18 protein-coding genes are annotated in these 16,357 nt (G+C 61.1%); 11 read left to right on the plus strand and 7 right to left on the minus strand.

All coding sequences use genetic code 11. The features are described 5' to 3' along the window. Positions 1-233 precede the first annotated feature (233 nt). Together AC2D8V_RS02365 and AC2D8V_RS02370 are read left to right on the plus strand one after the other, a co-directional pair. Positions 234-1,112, plus strand: a complete 879-nt coding sequence (locus AC2D8V_RS02365; RefSeq protein ID WP_484732647.1) for a LysR family transcriptional regulator — start codon at positions 234-236, stop codon at positions 1,110-1,112. A gap of 26 nt (positions 1,113-1,138) precedes the next feature. Continuing rightward, entirely contained in the window at positions 1,139-2,029 is an 891-nt protein-coding gene (locus AC2D8V_RS02370) for a DMT family transporter (RefSeq protein ID WP_484731905.1), read from the plus strand. A 111-nt stretch (positions 2,030-2,140) separates the two neighbouring features. Here AC2D8V_RS02370 and AC2D8V_RS02375 read toward each other — a convergent pair whose 3' ends face one another. Next, positions 2,141-2,482, minus strand: coding sequence for an ArsR/SmtB family transcription factor (locus AC2D8V_RS02375; RefSeq protein WP_484731906.1), 342 nt, complete (start codon positions 2,480-2,482; stop codon positions 2,141-2,143). A gap of 351 nt (positions 2,483-2,833) precedes the next feature. Between AC2D8V_RS02375 and AC2D8V_RS02380 the strand changes: the two genes are divergently transcribed. The 5 genes from AC2D8V_RS02380 (at position 2,834) to AC2D8V_RS02400 (ending at position 5,398) form a co-directional block, all read left to right on the plus strand. Then, positions 2,834-3,166, plus strand: coding sequence for an AtpZ/AtpI family protein (locus AC2D8V_RS02380; protein WP_484731907.1), 333 nt, complete (start codon positions 2,834-2,836; stop codon positions 3,164-3,166). A 1-nt stretch (position 3,167) separates the two neighbouring features. Continuing rightward, positions 3,168-3,911 (plus strand): F0F1 ATP synthase subunit A, encoded by a 744-nt coding sequence (locus AC2D8V_RS02385; RefSeq protein ID WP_484731908.1) that lies wholly within the window; start codon positions 3,168-3,170, stop codon positions 3,909-3,911. Positions 3,912-3,966: 55 nt separating this feature from the next. Further along, positions 3,967-4,191, plus strand: a complete 225-nt coding sequence (locus AC2D8V_RS02390; RefSeq protein ID WP_011567586.1) for a F0F1 ATP synthase subunit C — start codon at positions 3,967-3,969, stop codon at positions 4,189-4,191. Between the two features lie 102 nt (positions 4,192-4,293). Beyond that, on the plus strand, positions 4,294-4,824 hold the full coding sequence (locus AC2D8V_RS02395) for a F0F1 ATP synthase subunit B' (protein ID WP_484731909.1): 531 nt from the start codon (positions 4,294-4,296) through the stop codon (positions 4,822-4,824). A gap of 4 nt (positions 4,825-4,828) precedes the next feature. Next, complete coding sequence (locus AC2D8V_RS02400; protein WP_484731910.1) at positions 4,829-5,398, plus strand: F0F1 ATP synthase subunit B; 570 nt, start codon at positions 4,829-4,831, stop codon at positions 5,396-5,398. An 84-nt stretch (positions 5,399-5,482) separates the two neighbouring features. On the opposite strand, the gene AC2D8V_RS02405 is transcribed toward AC2D8V_RS02400, so the two are convergent. After that, complete coding sequence (locus AC2D8V_RS02405; protein ID WP_484731911.1) at positions 5,483-6,256, minus strand: FadR/GntR family transcriptional regulator; 774 nt, start codon at positions 6,254-6,256, stop codon at positions 5,483-5,485. A 95-nt stretch (positions 6,257-6,351) separates the two neighbouring features. Between AC2D8V_RS02405 and AC2D8V_RS02410 the strand changes: the two genes are divergently transcribed. Further along, entirely contained in the window at positions 6,352-6,783 is a 432-nt protein-coding gene (locus AC2D8V_RS02410) for a hypothetical protein (protein ID WP_484731912.1), read from the plus strand. 9 nt (positions 6,784-6,792) lie between these two features. On the opposite strand, the gene AC2D8V_RS02415 is transcribed toward AC2D8V_RS02410, so the two are convergent. Beyond that, the gene (locus AC2D8V_RS02415; protein WP_484731913.1) at positions 6,793-7,344 is read right to left on the minus strand and encodes a HupE/UreJ family protein; all 552 of its coding nucleotides are present in this window, start codon (positions 7,342-7,344) and stop codon (positions 6,793-6,795) included. 201 nt (positions 7,345-7,545) lie between these two features. Here AC2D8V_RS02415 and AC2D8V_RS02420 point away from each other — a divergent pair, with 201 nt between their 5' ends. After that, the gene (locus AC2D8V_RS02420) at positions 7,546-11,001 is read left to right on the plus strand and encodes a chromosome segregation SMC family protein (protein ID WP_484731914.1); all 3,456 of its coding nucleotides are present in this window, start codon (positions 7,546-7,548) and stop codon (positions 10,999-11,001) included. A gap of 61 nt (positions 11,002-11,062) precedes the next feature. Next, on the plus strand, positions 11,063-11,425 hold the full coding sequence (locus AC2D8V_RS02425; protein WP_484731915.1) for a hypothetical protein: 363 nt from the start codon (positions 11,063-11,065) through the stop codon (positions 11,423-11,425). A 109-nt stretch (positions 11,426-11,534) separates the two neighbouring features. Here AC2D8V_RS02425 and AC2D8V_RS02430 read toward each other — a convergent pair whose 3' ends face one another. Genes AC2D8V_RS02430 through cobD form a run of 3 tightly spaced genes read right to left on the minus strand, consistent with a single transcriptional unit; the run spans position 11,535 to position 14,585 of the window. Further along, entirely contained in the window at positions 11,535-12,707 is a 1,173-nt protein-coding gene (locus AC2D8V_RS02430; RefSeq protein WP_484731916.1) for a lytic murein transglycosylase, read from the minus strand. Between the two features lie 10 nt (positions 12,708-12,717). Further along, the gene (cbiB, locus tag AC2D8V_RS02435) at positions 12,718-13,632 is read right to left on the minus strand and encodes an adenosylcobinamide-phosphate synthase CbiB (RefSeq protein WP_484731917.1); all 915 of its coding nucleotides are present in this window, start codon (positions 13,630-13,632) and stop codon (positions 12,718-12,720) included. After that, positions 13,629-14,585, minus strand: coding sequence for a threonine-phosphate decarboxylase CobD (cobD, locus tag AC2D8V_RS02440; RefSeq protein WP_484731918.1), 957 nt, complete (start codon positions 14,583-14,585; stop codon positions 13,629-13,631). The genes cbiB and cobD overlap by 4 nt, the downstream gene beginning before the upstream one ends. Positions 14,586-14,778: 193 nt before the next feature. On the opposite strand from cobD, the gene AC2D8V_RS02445 reads away from it, so the two are divergent. Beyond that, entirely contained in the window at positions 14,779-15,165 is a 387-nt protein-coding gene (locus AC2D8V_RS02445; protein ID WP_484731919.1) for a response regulator, read from the plus strand. An 80-nt stretch (positions 15,166-15,245) separates the two neighbouring features. On the opposite strand, the gene AC2D8V_RS02450 is transcribed toward AC2D8V_RS02445, so the two are convergent. After that, positions 15,246-16,220, minus strand: coding sequence for a glutathione S-transferase family protein (locus AC2D8V_RS02450; protein WP_484731920.1), 975 nt, complete (start codon positions 16,218-16,220; stop codon positions 15,246-15,248). Positions 16,221-16,357: the final 137 nt, after the last annotated feature.

Consider the following 16,357-nt stretch of genomic DNA (forward strand, 5'->3'; position numbering starts at 1 on the left):
TGTGCGGTAGATTTGGGAATTGCAAAAAAGAACGCAATATGCCAAAATGAACGTGTTATGTGCGTAAATGCGAAGGGGCGCGCGGGGCGGTGCCGCGGTCGGTCTGGCAGGCGCGGTGAGAATTGCACCAAACCTGAGGGCAGTGAAAAGATATCGGGTTTGCAGGGTTGCAACGGTGGCGCAACTGGTCGACCGTTGGAATGGTATTGCAAGAGAGTTTCGCCGGGTACGAGATGGATAACTGGGACGAGATAAAAACAGCCTACCAAGTCGCGCGCATGGGGACTGTCAGCGGTGCGGCAGAGGTTTTGGGCGTGCACCATGCGACGGTCATCCGACACATTGACGCGCTGGAGGGGCGTCTGGGCGTCAAGCTGTTTCAGCGCCACGCGCGCGGCTACACGGCAACTGAAGCGGGGCAGGATCTGCTGCGTGTCGCGCAGGCAACTGACGACCAGTTCAGCCAACTGGCCGGTCGTATCCGCGGTCGCGGCAGCGAGGTTTCTGGCGATCTGGTTGTCACGTCGCTGATCGAAATCACACCGATGCTGGCGCCTGTACTGGTCGCTTTTCAGGAGGCCTATCCCGCGGTCACTGTGCGTTACCTGACGGGCGAGCGGCTTTTCCGGCTGGAATACGGCGAGGCCCATGTGGCGGTGCGGGCCGGATCCCCGCCGGATCAGCCTGACAACGTGGTGCAGGAATTTCACTATGAGCGGTTTGGCCTGTTCGGGTCGCGCGCCTATGTGGCGAAACACGGCACACCCGAGACCGAGGCTGATTTGGCCGACCACCGGTTTGTCTGCTTTGACGGTGACGACAGTCGCGCCCCGTTTGACGTATGGCTGCATAACGTGGTGCCCGAGGTCAATCTGAGCTTTCGCAGCAATGACACGCGGGCAATCCATGATGCCGTACGTGCCGGTGCCGGGCTGGGCTTTATGCCGGCGGTCGAGGCGGCGCGCAGCGGTGATCTGGTCGAAGCCTACCCGCAGCAGCAGGAATGGAGCGGACCGCTGTGGCTGGTCACCCATGTGGACCTGCACCGCACGACCAAGGTGCAGACCTTTCTCAGCTTTCTCAAGGACGCGGCGCGCGATTGGGCGGAGTGAGCCCGCGCCTGCAAGGGCATGCCGCAATGCTTGCGTTTTCTGCGCTGGTGGCGGGTTCTTTTGCGCTGGGTGCTCTTGTGGCCAACGACATCGCGCCGACGGCGCTGAATGCGCTGCGGTTCTGGCTGGCGGCTGTGATCATCGGGGCGGTCGCGCTGGCCACGGGCGGGCTGACCCGCACCGCCTTTGCCGCACCGTGGCGGTACGTGGTGCTGGGTGGGCTTTTTGCGATCTACTTCGTGCTGATGTTCGAAGGGTTGAAGACCGCCGCACCGGTCAGTGCTGCGGCAGTATTCACCCTTACCCCCGTGGTGGCGGCGGCATTCGGCTGGATTTTGCTGCGTCAGGTAACGACCCCGCGTATGGCGCTGGCGCTGGCCATCGGAGCAGCCGGTGCGCTTTGGGTGATCTTTCGCGGTGATCTGGCTGCGCTGAAAGCCTTTGAGATCGGCCGTGGCGAGATCATTTACTTTTGCGGGTGTGTGGCGCACGCAATCTACACACCGATGGTGCGCAAGCTGAACCGTGGAGAGCCTGCCGTCGTGTTTACTTTTGGCACCCTGATTGCCGGAGCCGTCTTGCTTACGCTGGTCGGCGCGCGAGATTTGGGCGCGGTCGACTGGGGTGGGCTGTCGCCACTGGTCTGGGTGACGCTTGTGTATCTGGCGGTATTCGCTTCCTCCGCCACTTTTGTCCTGCTTCAATTCGCAACGTTGCGCCTGCCATCGGCCAAAGTCATGGCGTACACCTATCTGACCCCCTCTTGGGTGATCCTTTGGGAAGTCGCGCTGGGAAACGGGGCGCCGGGGGCGATCATACTGGGAGGCGTGTTGCTCACTATTGTGGCGCTGGGCATGTTGCTGCGTGACGACGAGGCGACATCGTCAAGGGAACCACTTTCGCAGACAGCGCGTTAATATCCTGAACAACAAAGTAGGAGATTAACAATGAATAGCGTAATTTACATCGTTGGCCTGATCGTCGTTGTACTGGCAATCCTGAGCTTTCTTGGCATTGCCTGAGCCGTCTCAGGTCTTGGCGGGGTCTGTCTTTGGCAGTTCCTGTGCCAGAAACCTTTCAAATGCATCGAGGTTCACAGGCTCGAACTGCCCGAACCCCTGCATCCAGACTGAAGCCGCGCGCAAGGCGTCCGGCTCCAGTTTGCACCATTTTACCCGACCGCGCTTTTCCTGACTGATCAGACCGGCAGCGGTCAGCACCCCCAAATGTTTTGAAATCGCCGCGAGCGACATCTCGAACGGTTCGGCCACATCGGTGACCGCCATGTCGTCTTCGAGCAGCATTGTCAGTATTTCGCGCCGGGTCGGGTCGGCGAGGGCTGCAAAGGTCTGGTCAAGATCGCGGGTCATGGCCTGTCATACCCGTCAGAGCCGCCACTGGAAAGGTTTTGCGTTGTCTTGACCTGTTGCTGCGACAGGCTCTGCACGGTCGCGGCTTTGGCGCGTCGCGCAGTGTTTGAGACGTCGCGATACGCGGCCTCAGATCGGACGTGGCGGAAAATCAACCAAACGGTTGAATATGGATTTTGCCGGAAAACCAGCCCGGACGGGCCTGCGACAGGGTGACCCGCATCCAGTGAAAGATAAATAAATGATTGTAAAGCAATCACTTAATCAGGTTTGCGCCGTGGTGTGCGTGCTGTTGACTCAGGCGATGCTGCGACATAGCAACATGCCAACACCGCAAAGGGGTGAATTCGTGTGACCGATCCCGACCAAAAGCAGCAACTTGAGCAGCTAGAGGCACGGATCGCCGCCGCGAAACAGGCGCAAGAGCCAGCCCCCCGCGCGGACGAGCATTATTCGCAGGCACAGCTTGCATGGCGGATGGTGATCGAGCTTGTGGCCGGTCTGGGGATCGGCTTTGGCATGGGATACGGGTTGGATGTTCTGTTCGGAACGATACCTATTTTCCTTGTCATATTTACATTTCTGGGCCTTGCCGCCGGGGTGAAGACGATGCTCCGCTCGGCACAGGAAATCCAGGAGAAGAAGCTGGCCCAAGAGGCCGAAGATCGAAGCGAGGGAGCCTGAGATGGCGGAAAAAGGCGAAGAAGGTTTGGTGTTCAAGCCAATGGACCAGTTCCTGATCAAGCCAATTTTTGGCGGTGACGTGACATGGTACACGCCAACGAACGCAGCGCTGTGGATGGGGCTGTCCATCGTTGCCGTTATCCTGCTGCTGGTTGTTGGAAGCGCAAAACGGTCCGTCGTACCGAACCGCTCGCAATCGATCGCCGAGCTTGCCTACGGCTTTGTTTACAAGATGGTCGAGGACATTTGCGGCAAAGAAGGGCTGAAATTCTTCCCCTACATCATGACCCTGTTCATGTTCATCGTCTGCGCGAACTTTCTCGGCCTGATCCCTGCGTCCTTTACGCCAACCTCGCACTTTGCGGTAACGGTTGTTCTGGCGCTGGCAGTTTTTATCACCGTGACGGTCGTCGGTTTTGTCAAGAACGGCGCAGGGTTCCTCAGCCTGTTCTGGGTATCGTCGGCACCTCTGGCGCTGCGCCCGATACTCGCGATCATCGAACTCATTTCCTACTTCGTGCGCCCTGTCAGCCACTCCATTCGTCTGGCGGGCAACGTCATGGCGGGCCACGCAGTTATCAAGGTGTTTGCAGGCTTTGCCGCGCTGACGGTTGTCAGCCCCGTGGCGATCCTTGGCATCACGGCGATGTATGGCCTCGAAGTCCTCGTGTCTTTCATTCAGGCATACGTCTTTACCATTCTGACGTGCGTCTATCTCAAGGACGCGCTTCACCCGCATCACTAATTCGGACGGAAACGCCCGTTCAAATACTCAACTTCCAATCGTAAGGAGAATTCACATGGAAGGCGAACTCGCACACATCGGCGCAGGTCTGGCAGCTATCGGTTCTGGTGCCGCGGCTATCGGGGTTGGTAACGTTGCCGGTAACTACCTCGCAGGCGCACTGCGTAACCCATCCGCTGCTGCAAGCCAGACAGCAACTCTCTTCATCGGCATCGCGTTTGCCGAGGCTCTGGGCATCTTTGCCTTCCTCGTCGCGCTGCTGCTGATGTTCGCCGTCTAAGACACCCGACGACGATCCTTACGCTCGGGGTGTGCAGATGTTTTGCGCACCCCGATGTAGGCCCCGAGCGGGCCACAGCCCTTTTTCGTTCAGGAGACGAACATGGCAACCGAAACAAAAGGCGCAGAAGCCGCAGCCTCCACACCGGGCATGCCACAGCTGGATTTCTCGACCTGGGGCAACCAGATTTTCTGGTTGGTGATTACGCTTGTCGTGATCTACTTTGTCCTGTCGCGGATCGCGCTGCCGCGCATTGCGGCCGTTCTGGCGGAACGTCAGGGCACCATCACAAATGATATTGCTGCCGCCGAGGACCTGAAGGCCAAGGCGCAGGAAGCGGAAGCCGCCTATGACAAGGCGCTGGCGGATGCGCGTACTGAAGCGCATCGCATCGTGGCAGAGGCCAAGGCGGAAATTCAGAGCGGGCTGGACGCAGCCATGGCCAAGGCAGACGAAGAGATTGCAGCGAAATCTGCGGAATCCGAGAAAGCGATTGCTGAAATCCGCGCCGGTGCAACCGAGGCGATCCAGCAGGTTGCCAAGGACACCGCACAAGAGATTGTGTCAGCGATGGGCAGTTCGGCGGATCCGGCCACCGTTGATGCCGCTGTTAACGCCCGGCTGAAGGGGTAAGACCATGCGCAACTTCATTCAGACCACAACAGTTGCCGCAGGCGCCGTGATCGCGGCATCCCCTGCGTGGGCCGCTGGCGGTGGCATCTCGCTGAAGAACACCGACTTTGTCGTGCTTCTGGGCCTGCTCGTCTTTATTGGCATCCTGCTGTATTTCAAGGTGCCCGGTATGATCGGCAAGATGCTGGACAGCCGCGCCGAAGGTATTCAGGCCGAATTGAACGAAGCGCGCGCGCTGCGCGACGAAGCTCAGAGCCTGCTGGCCAGTTACGAACGCAAGCAGCGTGAAGTGCAGGAGCAGGCAGACCGCATCGTCGAGGCCGCCAAGGAAGAGGCCAAAGCCGCAGCGGAAGTCGCCAAGGCCGATCTGGAAGTATCGCTGGCGCGCCGCATTGCCGCCGCCGAAGAGCAGATCGACAACGCGCAAGCTGCCGCGATCAAGGACGTGCGCGACCAGTCCATCGCCGTGGCGATAGCAGTTGCGCGCAGTGTGATTGCAGACAAGATGTCTGCCAGCGAAGGCAACAACCTGATCGACGCGGGCATCGCGGAAGTCGACGCCAAGCTGCACTGATCAGACCAGCGCACCACAGTTTTTGTAAAACGCCTCGTCCTGTGACGGGGCGTTTTGCGTTTGATGAGGCGGTATAGGGTTCTGTCAGGTGTCAGGGGCGACGTGGTCGAGGCGCAGTTTTGCCACCTTTTCGTTGGCTTCGGCGCGCACCTCGTTCTGCAGGCAGTCCGCGACGTAGTCGAGATGTGCCTCGACCGCGGCCCGTGCCCCGGCCGGATCGCGCGCCTGCAGTGCGGCGTTGATCGCCCTGTGCTGATCCAGAAGATGCGCGCGCGTGATGCGGTGCTTGAACATCACCTTTCGATTGTAAAACACGCCATCCTGCAGCAACTGATACATTGAGCGCATCATATGCAGCATGATGACATTGTGGCTCGCTTCGATGATCGCCATGTGAAACTGCGCATCCAGCTGTGCTTCTGCTTCGGCCTGCCGTGTCGTCGCGCTGGCCGTTTCCATCTTGTCAAAGATTGTCTGGATCACCGTGAGGTCGGTGTCAGAGGCTTGTCGCGCGGCGCGTTCTGCGGCCAAGCCTTCCATGTCGCGCCGAAACGACAGGTAATCAAAGACTGCCTCACGGTGGTGGGCAAACAAATCCATCAGGGCGGGAGAGAAGGCCGCGCCCAGAGCTTCGTCTATATAGACCCCGGCCCCCGCACGTGTGCTGAGCAGACCCTTGGCCTGCATCTCTGACAGCGCGTCGCGCAGGCTGGGGCGTGAGACCTGCAACCGGTCGGCCAGTTCGCGCTCTGATGGCAATCGCTCGCCCGGTCGCAGAACACCGCGCAGGATCAACTCTTCGATCTGTTTGATAACGGCCGACGACAGTTTCTCGGCCTGAATGGGGCGAAAGGGCATAAACTCTCCTATTGGTCAAAATATATGACCACTTTCCCCGCCTCGCAATGATTTCCGGTAAGGGGAGGTTTACCAATATCCAAGAAGGTGGCGGGATGAGACGGACACGCGCGACTTTACCCGTAAGGATGCTGTTACCGGTGTGCACGCTGGCGGCCTGTAACGCGGCCGGTCCGCACTTTCGGCACCTGCCTGCCACGCAGATCACCGTTGAGGGATCGGTGTTTGATGTGAGGGTCAACCGGCGACTGGCCGAAGCCATTCGGGTAACGCGCGAATACGCACCGCGCCTTGGGCCTGTGGCGGGGCGTGCGGCGCTGGCGATGGAACTGGTCAGCGGGTGCGAGGTGACGCAGGTCCGCGGGGACGCGGCCCAAGTGACAGGGTTGCTGGATTGTGGCGCGGGGCCGCCCCCACCGATTCTGGTGCCCGACTATTCCTATGAATGCTATGCGGACAGCCGCTATGTCCGGCCGGACGACGATGATCCATTTGAAGATTACACCTGCGACCCGGTGGCGTACTGAGCCTTGCGATCAGGTAGCGGGTGCTGCGCGCAACCGCCGTGCGATCAGGCCCGACCCCAGCGCCATGGCCGACTGCGTCACACACAGCCCCAGCAGGTAGCCTGCAAAGGCTTCGACAGCGGCACCGCTGCCTTGTGACACGATTGTCGCGCCAAAACCTGCGCCGTAGAGCAGCCCCAGACCGGCAAAGAACATGGCCAGCAACAGGCGCGACAAACGCCGCTGAGAGGCCACGATCACGCACAGGCTGATTACAGCGAAACCCACGAGCATTTCCTGCACGGGCAATCCGCTGGGCAGACCGATCAAAAAACAGCCCAGCATCATTGCAGCAATGGCTGCGAGTGATCCTGCGAGCAAAACGCCGGAAAGCGCGGCTGCGGCTCCCATGGCAAGGACGAAGATAAGATGATTGACGCCTAGGATCGGATGCCCGATGCCCGAAAGCAGTGCCTGCTCGAAACTGCCCAAAGAAAGCCCGGGCACTGCGTGGTGCGCGATGGCGGGGGCAGACAGAATAATTAATAAAACAGCCCCGAGAGCCAGTGTTGTCGCGCGCATGTCCTGTGACCTGAAGGTAGTGCGCACCTATCGGACGATGCACCGCCCGGATTGTCAACGCGCACCGTGACGCAGGGGGCAAAAATCACAATATCTTGTGGATAAAGCCGCCTATGCGCGCACATTGTGGGGCTGATCTGTTGACACAGCAGGGTGCGGGGCGCAACGCTAGGGGTCTCATGGGAATCACGGGAGCGTCCAGTGCGCTTTTCAAAACTCAGGCTCACCGGCTTTAAAAGCTTTGTCGATCCCACCGACCTGATCATCGCGGATGGTCTGACCGGTGTGGTAGGCCCGAACGGGTGCGGCAAGTCGAACTTGCTGGAGGCGCTACGGTGGGTGATGGGCGAAAACCGCCCGACCGCGATGCGCGGCGGTGGCATGGAAGACGTGATCTTTGCCGGCGCGGCCACCCGGCCTGCGCGCAACTTTGCCGAGGTGTCATTGCACATCGACAACAGCGAGCGGCTTGCCCCTGCCGGATTCAATGACAGTGACACCTTGGAGATTGTGCGCCGGATTACCCGCGACGTGGGCTCTGCCTATAAGGTCGGTGCCAAGGACGTGCGGGCGCGTGATGTACAGATGCTATTTGCCGACGCCTCGACCGGGGCGCATTCGCCTGCGCTGGTGCGGCAGGGGCAGATTGCAGAACTGATCAACGCCAAACCCAAGAGCCGCCGCCGGATCCTCGAAGAAGCCGCGGGTATCTCGGGGCTTTACCAGCGCCGCCATGAAGCAGAACTCAAGCTCAAGGGGGCCGAGACGAACCTCGCGCGTGTTGACGATGTGATCGAGCAGTTGGCCAGCCAGTTGGCGCAGCTTGCGCGTCAGGCACGGCAGGCTGCCCGGTACCGCGAGATCGGCAACGAGTTGCGACGGACAGAGGGCATGTTGCTGTACCGCCGCTGGCGTGAGGCGGATGATGCGCGTGCGAGCGCCGAGGAAGTGCTGCGCGAGCGGGTTACAGCGACCGCGCAGGCCGAAGCGGCGGTGCGTGTAGCGGCCAAGGCTCGCGGATCTGCAGAGGAAGGCCTGCCGCCGCTGCGCGAGGAAGAGGCCATTGCCGCCGCCGTTGTACAGCGCCTGCTGGTGCAGCGTGACACGCTGAGCGATCAGGAGGCCCGAGCGCTGGCGCTGATCGAGACGTTGACGGGGCGTATCGCGCAGCTTGGCCACGACATCGAACGCGAGGGTGGGCTGAACCGCGATGCGGGAGAGACCATCGAGCGGTTGGAGTGGGAAGCGCGGGAACTGGAAAAGGCCGGTTTGGGGCACGACGAGAAGCTGGCCGAAGCTGCCGAGGCGGCGCGAGAGGCGGCATCTGTGCTGGAAGAGCGCGAAGGCGACATGTCGCGCCAGACCGAGGACGTGGCGCGGCTGGTTGCACGGCACGGTTCGGCGCAGCGTCTGCTGGACGACAGCCGCAAGACGCAGGCCAAGGCGGAAAGCGAGGCAGAAAAAGCGCGCGAGGCCGTCGCACGGTCGCAGGAGGCGCTGGCCAAGGCTGCGACGGATTTTGCGCAAGCGGAGGCTGCAGAGGCCAAGGCGGTCGAAACTGCCGCTGATGCCGACAAAGCACTCATAGAGGCGGACGAGGCCCGTGGAGATACCGCGGCGCTGGAAGCCGAAGCGCGTGCCAACCGGTCAGAGGCCGAAGGCGAAGTGAACGCATTGCGCGCAGAAACCGGCGCGCTGGCCAAGCTGGTCGAGCGGGAAACAGCCGAGGGCGGGCAAATCCTCGATCAGTTGCAGGTGAACGCGGGGTTTGAGAAAGCGCTTGGCGCAGCACTGGCAGATGATCTGCGCGCCCCGCAAGTGTCGGCTGACGGGCCATCGGGTTGGGCGGTGCTGCCGGGGTATGACGCGGATCAGGCGCTGCCGGCAGGGATCGTGCCCTTGTCGCAACACGTCACCGTGCCGCCCGCGTTGATCCGTCGGATCAGCCAGATCGGTTTGGTTGATGCCGACGAAGGCCCCGGCTTGCAAGCGGCGCTTAAACCGGGACAGCGGCTTGTATCGCTCGAGGGTGATCTGTGGCGGTGGGACGGGTTCCGTGCATGGGCCGAAGACGCGCCATCAGCGGCGGCGCTTCGGCTGCAGCAGTTGAACCGATTGGAGGAGTTGAAGCAGTCGCTGGAGCAGGCGACCGCACGGGCCGACGGTGCGCGGGCGGCACATGACACGCTGACGGCGCGCTTGGCAGACCTCACGCGGGCCGATGCCATGGCGCGGGATGCGCGTCGCGCCGCAGACCGGCTGGTGGCCGAAGCCGGGCGTGCGCTGTCACGCGCAGAGGCCGACCGCAATCTGGCAGAGGGGCGGCTGGAATCTCTCGGGCTGGCTGTTGCGCGCCACGAAGAAGAGGCGATGGCGGCACGTACCCGGTTGAAGGAAGCAGAACGCGCCCTTGAGGAACTGGGTGACCTTGACGAGGCCCGTGCGCAGGTCGAAGCGGTGCGCATGGCGGTCGAAGCCGCGCGCATCACGATGATGTCGCGCCGGTCCGGGCATGATGAATTGCGGCGCGAGGGCGAGGCACGTGTGAAGCGCGGGCAGGAGATCGTCAAAGAGATCAGCGGCTGGCGGCACCGGCTCGAGACGGCAGAAAAGCGCAGCGCGGAACTGGTGGAACGCAAGGCCGCGGCAGAGGCGGAGCTTGCGCAGGCCACTTCGGCGCCCGAAGAGATCGCTGCCAAACGCGCCGAGTTGAGCGAAGCGATTGATGCCGCAGAAGCGCGCAAGGCCGAGGCATCTGACGCACTTTCCAAGGCCGAAGCAGTGTTGCGCGAAGCCACGGCAGCAGAACGCGAAGCGGAGCGCGAAGCCTCAGAAGCACGCGAAGCACGTGCGCGCGCCGAAGCCCGCAGCGATGCGGCCCGCGAGACGGTCGCCGTGGCGGCAGAGCGGATTGCCGAGGAAAGTCAGGTCACGCCCAGCCAGCTCTTGGCGCAGCTTGATGTGTCGCCGGAGTCCATGCCGCGCGCGGAACAGTTGGAGGCGGACGTCAACCGGCTCAAGCGTCAGCGCGATGCCTTGGGTGCCGTGAACCTGCGTGCCGAAGAAGACGCGCAAGAGGTTCAGCAAGAGCATGATACCCTGACGAAGGAGAAGAACGATCTCGAAGAGGCGATCCGCACCTTGCGCAGCGGGATCGCCAGTCTCAACAAGGAGGGCCGCGAGCGTTTGTTGACGGCATTCGAGCAGGTCAATACGAACTTTTCCATGCTGTTCCGCCACCTTTTTGGCGGTGGTGAAGCCAACCTCGTTATGGTTGAAAGCGATGACCCGCTTGAAGCGGGGCTAGAGATCATGTGCCAGCCACCGGGCAAGAAGCTGTCGACGCTGAGCCTGTTGTCGGGCGGAGAGCAGACGTTGACGGCCATGGCGCTTATCTTTGCGGTATTCCTCGCCAATCCAGCGCCGATCTGTGTGCTCGACGAGGTGGATGCGCCGCTGGACGATGCGAATGTGACACGTTTCTGTGACCTGCTCGACGAGATGTGCCGCCAGACCGAGACGCGCTTTCTGATCATCACGCACCACGCCGTGACGATGTCGCGGATGGATCGGCTGTTCGGTGTAACCATGGCAGAGCAGGGCGTGAGCCAGCTTGTGTCGGTTGACCTGAAAAAGGCTGAAACCCTCGTCGCCTGATCGCGGGCGGCTCACTCAATCGTGTCGTGCAAGGTCGTGCCGTGTCGCGGTAGTGTCGGGTATGTACCTGCTGACCTTTATGCTTTTGTACGTTCTATCTGGTGCCGCGATGGCCGACGGCTGGGCGCTGCGTGACAGTGACCGCATTCTCGACCAGGCCGAGGTGGCAGCGCTCACCAGCGGGCAGACGATCGAATTCTACGATGACGGGCAATCACGCTATTTCGAGGATGGTGGATACTCTTACACCTACGCCTCTGGCGCACAGGCCTTCGGGCAATATAACATCGCCGAAGACGGGACAGTTTGCATCGACTACCGCAACGGGTTTTCGCGCTGCGACCGTTATATTGAGGCCGACGGCCGTATTGTGCTGCTGACCGAGAACGGCTTGCGCTTTCCCGTTCGCCCCGCGCGCAAATAAGACACTTTGCCGGGCACGGATGTGCGAGGTTAAGTGGCGGAAACAAAATTGAAAAATATTTCAGCGGCGACTTTTGCTGCACGCGCGTTACAATGGTTAACAGCGCCCGTTACAGCTTGGACAGGAGCGCCGGGGTCGGCCATGCATCGGCGGGAAGCCCAAGGCGTTTTTGCTCCTTCTGCACCGCGACACGGGTTTTGGCTCCGAGGATGCCGTCGACCTTGCCGACGTCATGACCCCGCGCGCGCAGCTTTGTTTGCAAGGCTTCCATCTGGCTTGGGCTGAGACCCTTATCCGGCTTGCCTGCATTGAACCGCGGTGCGCCTTCGATGCGCGTGGCAAAGTAGGCGGCGGTGACAACATAGGTAAAGCTCTGGTTCCAGTCGAAATAGACGTTGAAGTTCGGGTAAGTCAGGAACGCCGGCCCCTTATGCCCTTGTGGCAGGATCAGTGAGGCGGGCAGGTTGCTGGGCAGGTTTCCTGACCGTGCGCGGACGCCCATAGCCGCCCATTCGCGGACCGGTTTGGTGGTGTCGATCCCCGATTGCGACCAGTCCAGATTGGCCGGCACAGTCACCTCCTGAAGCCATGGCTCTCCGGGGCGCCAGCCAAACTTTGACAACATGGCCGCGCCGGACAAAAGCGCATCGGGCGCGGAAGTTTTCAGCCGGACATGCCCGTCGCCATCGCCGTCCTGCCCGCTTTCAAGGATGTCGCGCGGCAGTTTCTGCAACATGCCGATCTCGCCTGCCCAAGCGCCTGTGGTGGTGGCCGGGTCAAAATCACCGTTCTCATAGAGTTCGATCGCGGCAAATACCTGTGGCCGGAACAGATCAGGCCTGCGGCAGTCATGCGCCAGCGTGACGAGGGCGTTGGCGGTGTTGAAGTCTCCCTGATAGGAGCCATAAGCCGTCTCGAAGGCCCAGAACGCCAAGAGGACGCCACGGTTGACCCCGTACCGGCGGTCAATCAAATCGAACATCGCGTCGTACTGGCGACCGAGTTGCTGACCCTTCTTCAACCGCGCATCCGAGATCAGGTTGCGGGCGAAGTCCAGAAACGGCTTTTGAAACACGCCCTGGCTGCGGTCTGCGCGCAGCACGCTTTGGCTTTGCCGGACGGAGGCGAAAAAACGATCTACCGCCGCCTTGTCATGACCGCGCGCAACCGCCTCGGTCTTGAGGCCATTCACAAAACCCGAAAAGCTGCCGCCGCAGGCTGCATTTGCGGTCGACGGGGCCATCAGAACGCAGGCAGCACAGGCCAGAACGAAATTGCGCATTGTTACTCTCCTATATCAACGTGGCGGCAGCCAAGGCCGCCACCAGCACCAGCATGACCCCCCACGCTTGCCACAGAATGGCGATACTGGCGTCGATGTCCACTGTCTTCAGGTGACGCCGCCCGTCGGGATTGACCCACGGAAAATGCTGAAGCCGCCCGTCGTAAGAGCGCGGCCCCGAGAGTGCGATCCCCAGAGCGCGCGACATTGCAGCTTCTGGCCATCCGGCATTGGGAGACCGGTGCAAACCCGCATCTGCCGCAATACCACGCAAATCCCACACACGGGCAGGCAGGGCGATCATCAGTGCGGTGAGCCGTGCGGGGAAGATATTGAGCATGTCGTCAAGCCGGGCCGCGGCCCAGCCAAAGTCGCGGTAGGTTTCGTTACGGTACCCGATCATGCTGTCGGCAGTGTTGATCCACTTGTAAACGACCAGAGCGGGCAAGCCGCCCAGCAGAAACCAAAACGCCGGGGCGACAACGCCGTCCGACATGTTCTCGGCAGCGCTTTCAATCGCACCGCGCGCCACTTGGGATTCGTCCATCTGTGCGGTTTCACGGCTGACGATCATCGCGACGGCAGCGCGGCCCTGATCCAGCGAGCCACGCAACCCGCTGGCAACAGCGGCCACGTGGCTGACGAGGCTGCGGTGCGCCAGCAGGATGGCCGCCGCGATCACCTCGGCAACCGGTCCGGCGAGGCTGATGAGCCAGCCCGCCGCCCACCCGGCGCCCATCAGTACAGCGACCGTGGCGATGCCGTTGCGTGTCTTGTGCCGGCCACTGTTCAGGCGGTTGTCGAGTGCCGAGACCAGCCGGCCCATGAGCACAGCCGGATGTGGCAGGCGCGACCACAGCCAGCGCGGTTCGCCCAGTGCTGCATCCAGCAGTAAGGCCAGAACGAGCAGTGCGGCAAAGCTCATGCGAGCGCCGCCGCAAGCCGGTTCCAGCCGTCTTCAGGCGGCAGACCCAGTCTCAGCCAGCGCGGGTTGTAGGGGAAAACGCGTGACCAGATATGATGTCGTGCCAGCCTGTCTTGCCAGTCAGACGCGCTTTCCACGTCGTATAGGCGAAACAGGCTGGTTCCGCCGGCAACAGCTGCACCTGCCTTGGTCATCATCTCGTCAAGCCGGGCGCTGTCCTGCGCCAGCCTTACGCGGGTTGCATCGGCCCATGCCGTATCGTCGAGCGCTGCTGCGCCAATTTCCAGCGCGGGGCCCGATACGGCCCATGGCCCCAGACGTTCGCCCAGCAGATTGACCAGCGCAGGATCGCCAATGGCAAATCCGAGACGCAGTCCAGCCAGCCCCCAGAACTTTCCAAAACTCTTCAGGATGAGCGTGCCGGGCCGTGTGGCGGCGCTGATGCAGGAGTGCTGCGGCATCACATCGCAAAAGCTTTCGTCGATGACAGTCAGACCGGCCTGTTCTGCGGGCAGGGACTGGATGGACCAGCTATGCCCGTCTGGATTGTTGGGGTGAACGACGACCTGCGCATCAGCTTGCGCGCCGCTTTCTGCCTGCTGCCAGCCGTGATGGGCGAAGGCGGCGGCGTGTTCGTTGTAGGTGGGAGCAGGGATCACCACCGTTCCGGCGGGGATCAAGGCGGGGATTTGGGCAATGATGCTGGACGCACCGGGCGCGGCGAGCACGCTTGCGCCCTCTGGAACGTTCCAGAATCGTCGCGCGGCTGCGATCAGCGTTTGCGAGGCGGCCTTGTCCGGCAGCGCGGCCCACGCGTTGGCACTTGGATGCGGCGCCCTGAACGGGATTGGATTGATCCCCGTGGACAAGTCCAGCCAGCCGATTCGCGTGCCCCCGTATTCGGCTACCGCCAAATCGAGCCCGCCGCCGTGGTCGCGTCCGGGCTTCGTCACCAATCCGTTCATATTTGCACCATTTGGCACGATTTCGCGTTTTCTCTCGCACGACAAAGCGGAAAGCCGCCGGTAATTCAAGCCGGATCAATGCTTTTAAGCGTTGAGCTAAAACATTAACCCTTTGTTAATCAATACGGCAGACCACAGTAGGATCGGAATTAAACCCAGTGCGCGCCAGAACGGAGGCAATATGAGAGTTCTCATTGTCGAAAGTGAAAATGGACTGGCGGATTTGTGGCAAAAGCACCTTGAGCGTTTGGGCATGGAGGTCAGCAGATGCGGGGGGCAAACAGACGCCATATGGCATCTGAGCAGCCGCCCGACGGACATCATCATCCTTGATCTGGTGCTTAGTGACGGTTCTGCTCTTGCTGTCGCAGATTATGCCAGTTATCGCTTGCCCGAAGCGAGAGTGATTTTCGTGACCAGCACGTCATTTTTTTCGGATGGTTCGATTTTTTCCTTCGCTCCGAACGCCTGCGCGTTTGTCCGCACAGGCACGCGGCCCGAAGACCTTGCTGCCATGGTCGAACACTACGGGTCGGAGAACAATCCGCTGGATGCGCACCCGGCGTGATCCAGTTGCGCGCCTGACGGCGCATGACATTCAGGAATATGCAGCTGGCGCCGGTCGGGTCTTTGTACCCGGCCGGTGCATCAGTCGCGGCCGTGCGGCGCGTCAAAATCGAGAATTGGGTTGGTCGGGATGATCCGGTGCGGATTGATGCTTTCATGGCTGTAATGGTAGTGGCGCACAATGTGATCAAAGTTCACCGTCTCTTTGACACCGGGCACTTGATACAACTCGCGCGTAAATCCCCAGATGTTCGGGTAATCGATAATCCTGCGGCGGTTGCATTTGAAATGCAGATGGTAAACCGGGTCAAACCGGACAAGGGTCGTGAACAGCCGCCAGTCCGCCTCGGTCTGGGTATCGCCCATCAGGTAGCGGTTGTCTGCCAGCCGTGTCTCCAGCCAGTCCAGCGTATCAAACAACGGGCCGACCGCCTCGTCGTATGCGGCCTGCGTGGTGGCGAAACCGCATTTGTAGACGCCGTTGTTCAGCGTGTCGTAGATGCGGTCATTCACCGGGGCGATGTCATCGCGCAAAGCTTCGGGCCAGAAATCACGTTCATTCCCTGTCAGCCCGTCGAAGGCGCTGTTGAACATTCGGATAATTTCGGCGCTTTCGTTTGATACGATCGTTTCACGCTCCTTGTCCCACAGGATCGGCACCGTGACGCGTCCGGTGTAGTCGGGTTTGGCCTTCACGTAGAGGTCGCGGGCAAAGGGGAAATCGTAAAGGTGATCGCCGGTTGCGCCATGTTCGTCCGTCTCGAACGTCCAGCCCTCCCCAAGCATGTCCGGATGCACGGCAGAGATGGAAATGTGGTCTTCCAATCCCTTTAGCGCGCGAAAGATCAGCGTGCGATGTGCCCAGGGGCAAGCATAGCTGACGTAAAGGTGGTAGCGCCCCGAATCGGCTTTGAAACCACCCTCTCCAGAAGGGCCGGCGCTGCCATCAGCGGTGATCCAGTTACGGAAACCGGCATCCTTGCGTACAAATTTTCCGCCGGTTGACTTGGTATCGTACCATTGGTCATGCCAGACGCCATCGACAAGCAAACCCATGAGCAGCTCCTTATTTCCTTAGGTGAATCTATACATGGCGCGTTTGCACAGTAAGGCCAGTCACCGCGCAGAAACCGTGCATCGCCGCACAGCGGCGACCGGCGCATCATAAAATCTTGTCTTGCTTTTTGCGAAAA

Source organism: Roseobacter sp. YIN89 (genome assembly GCF_057219365.1).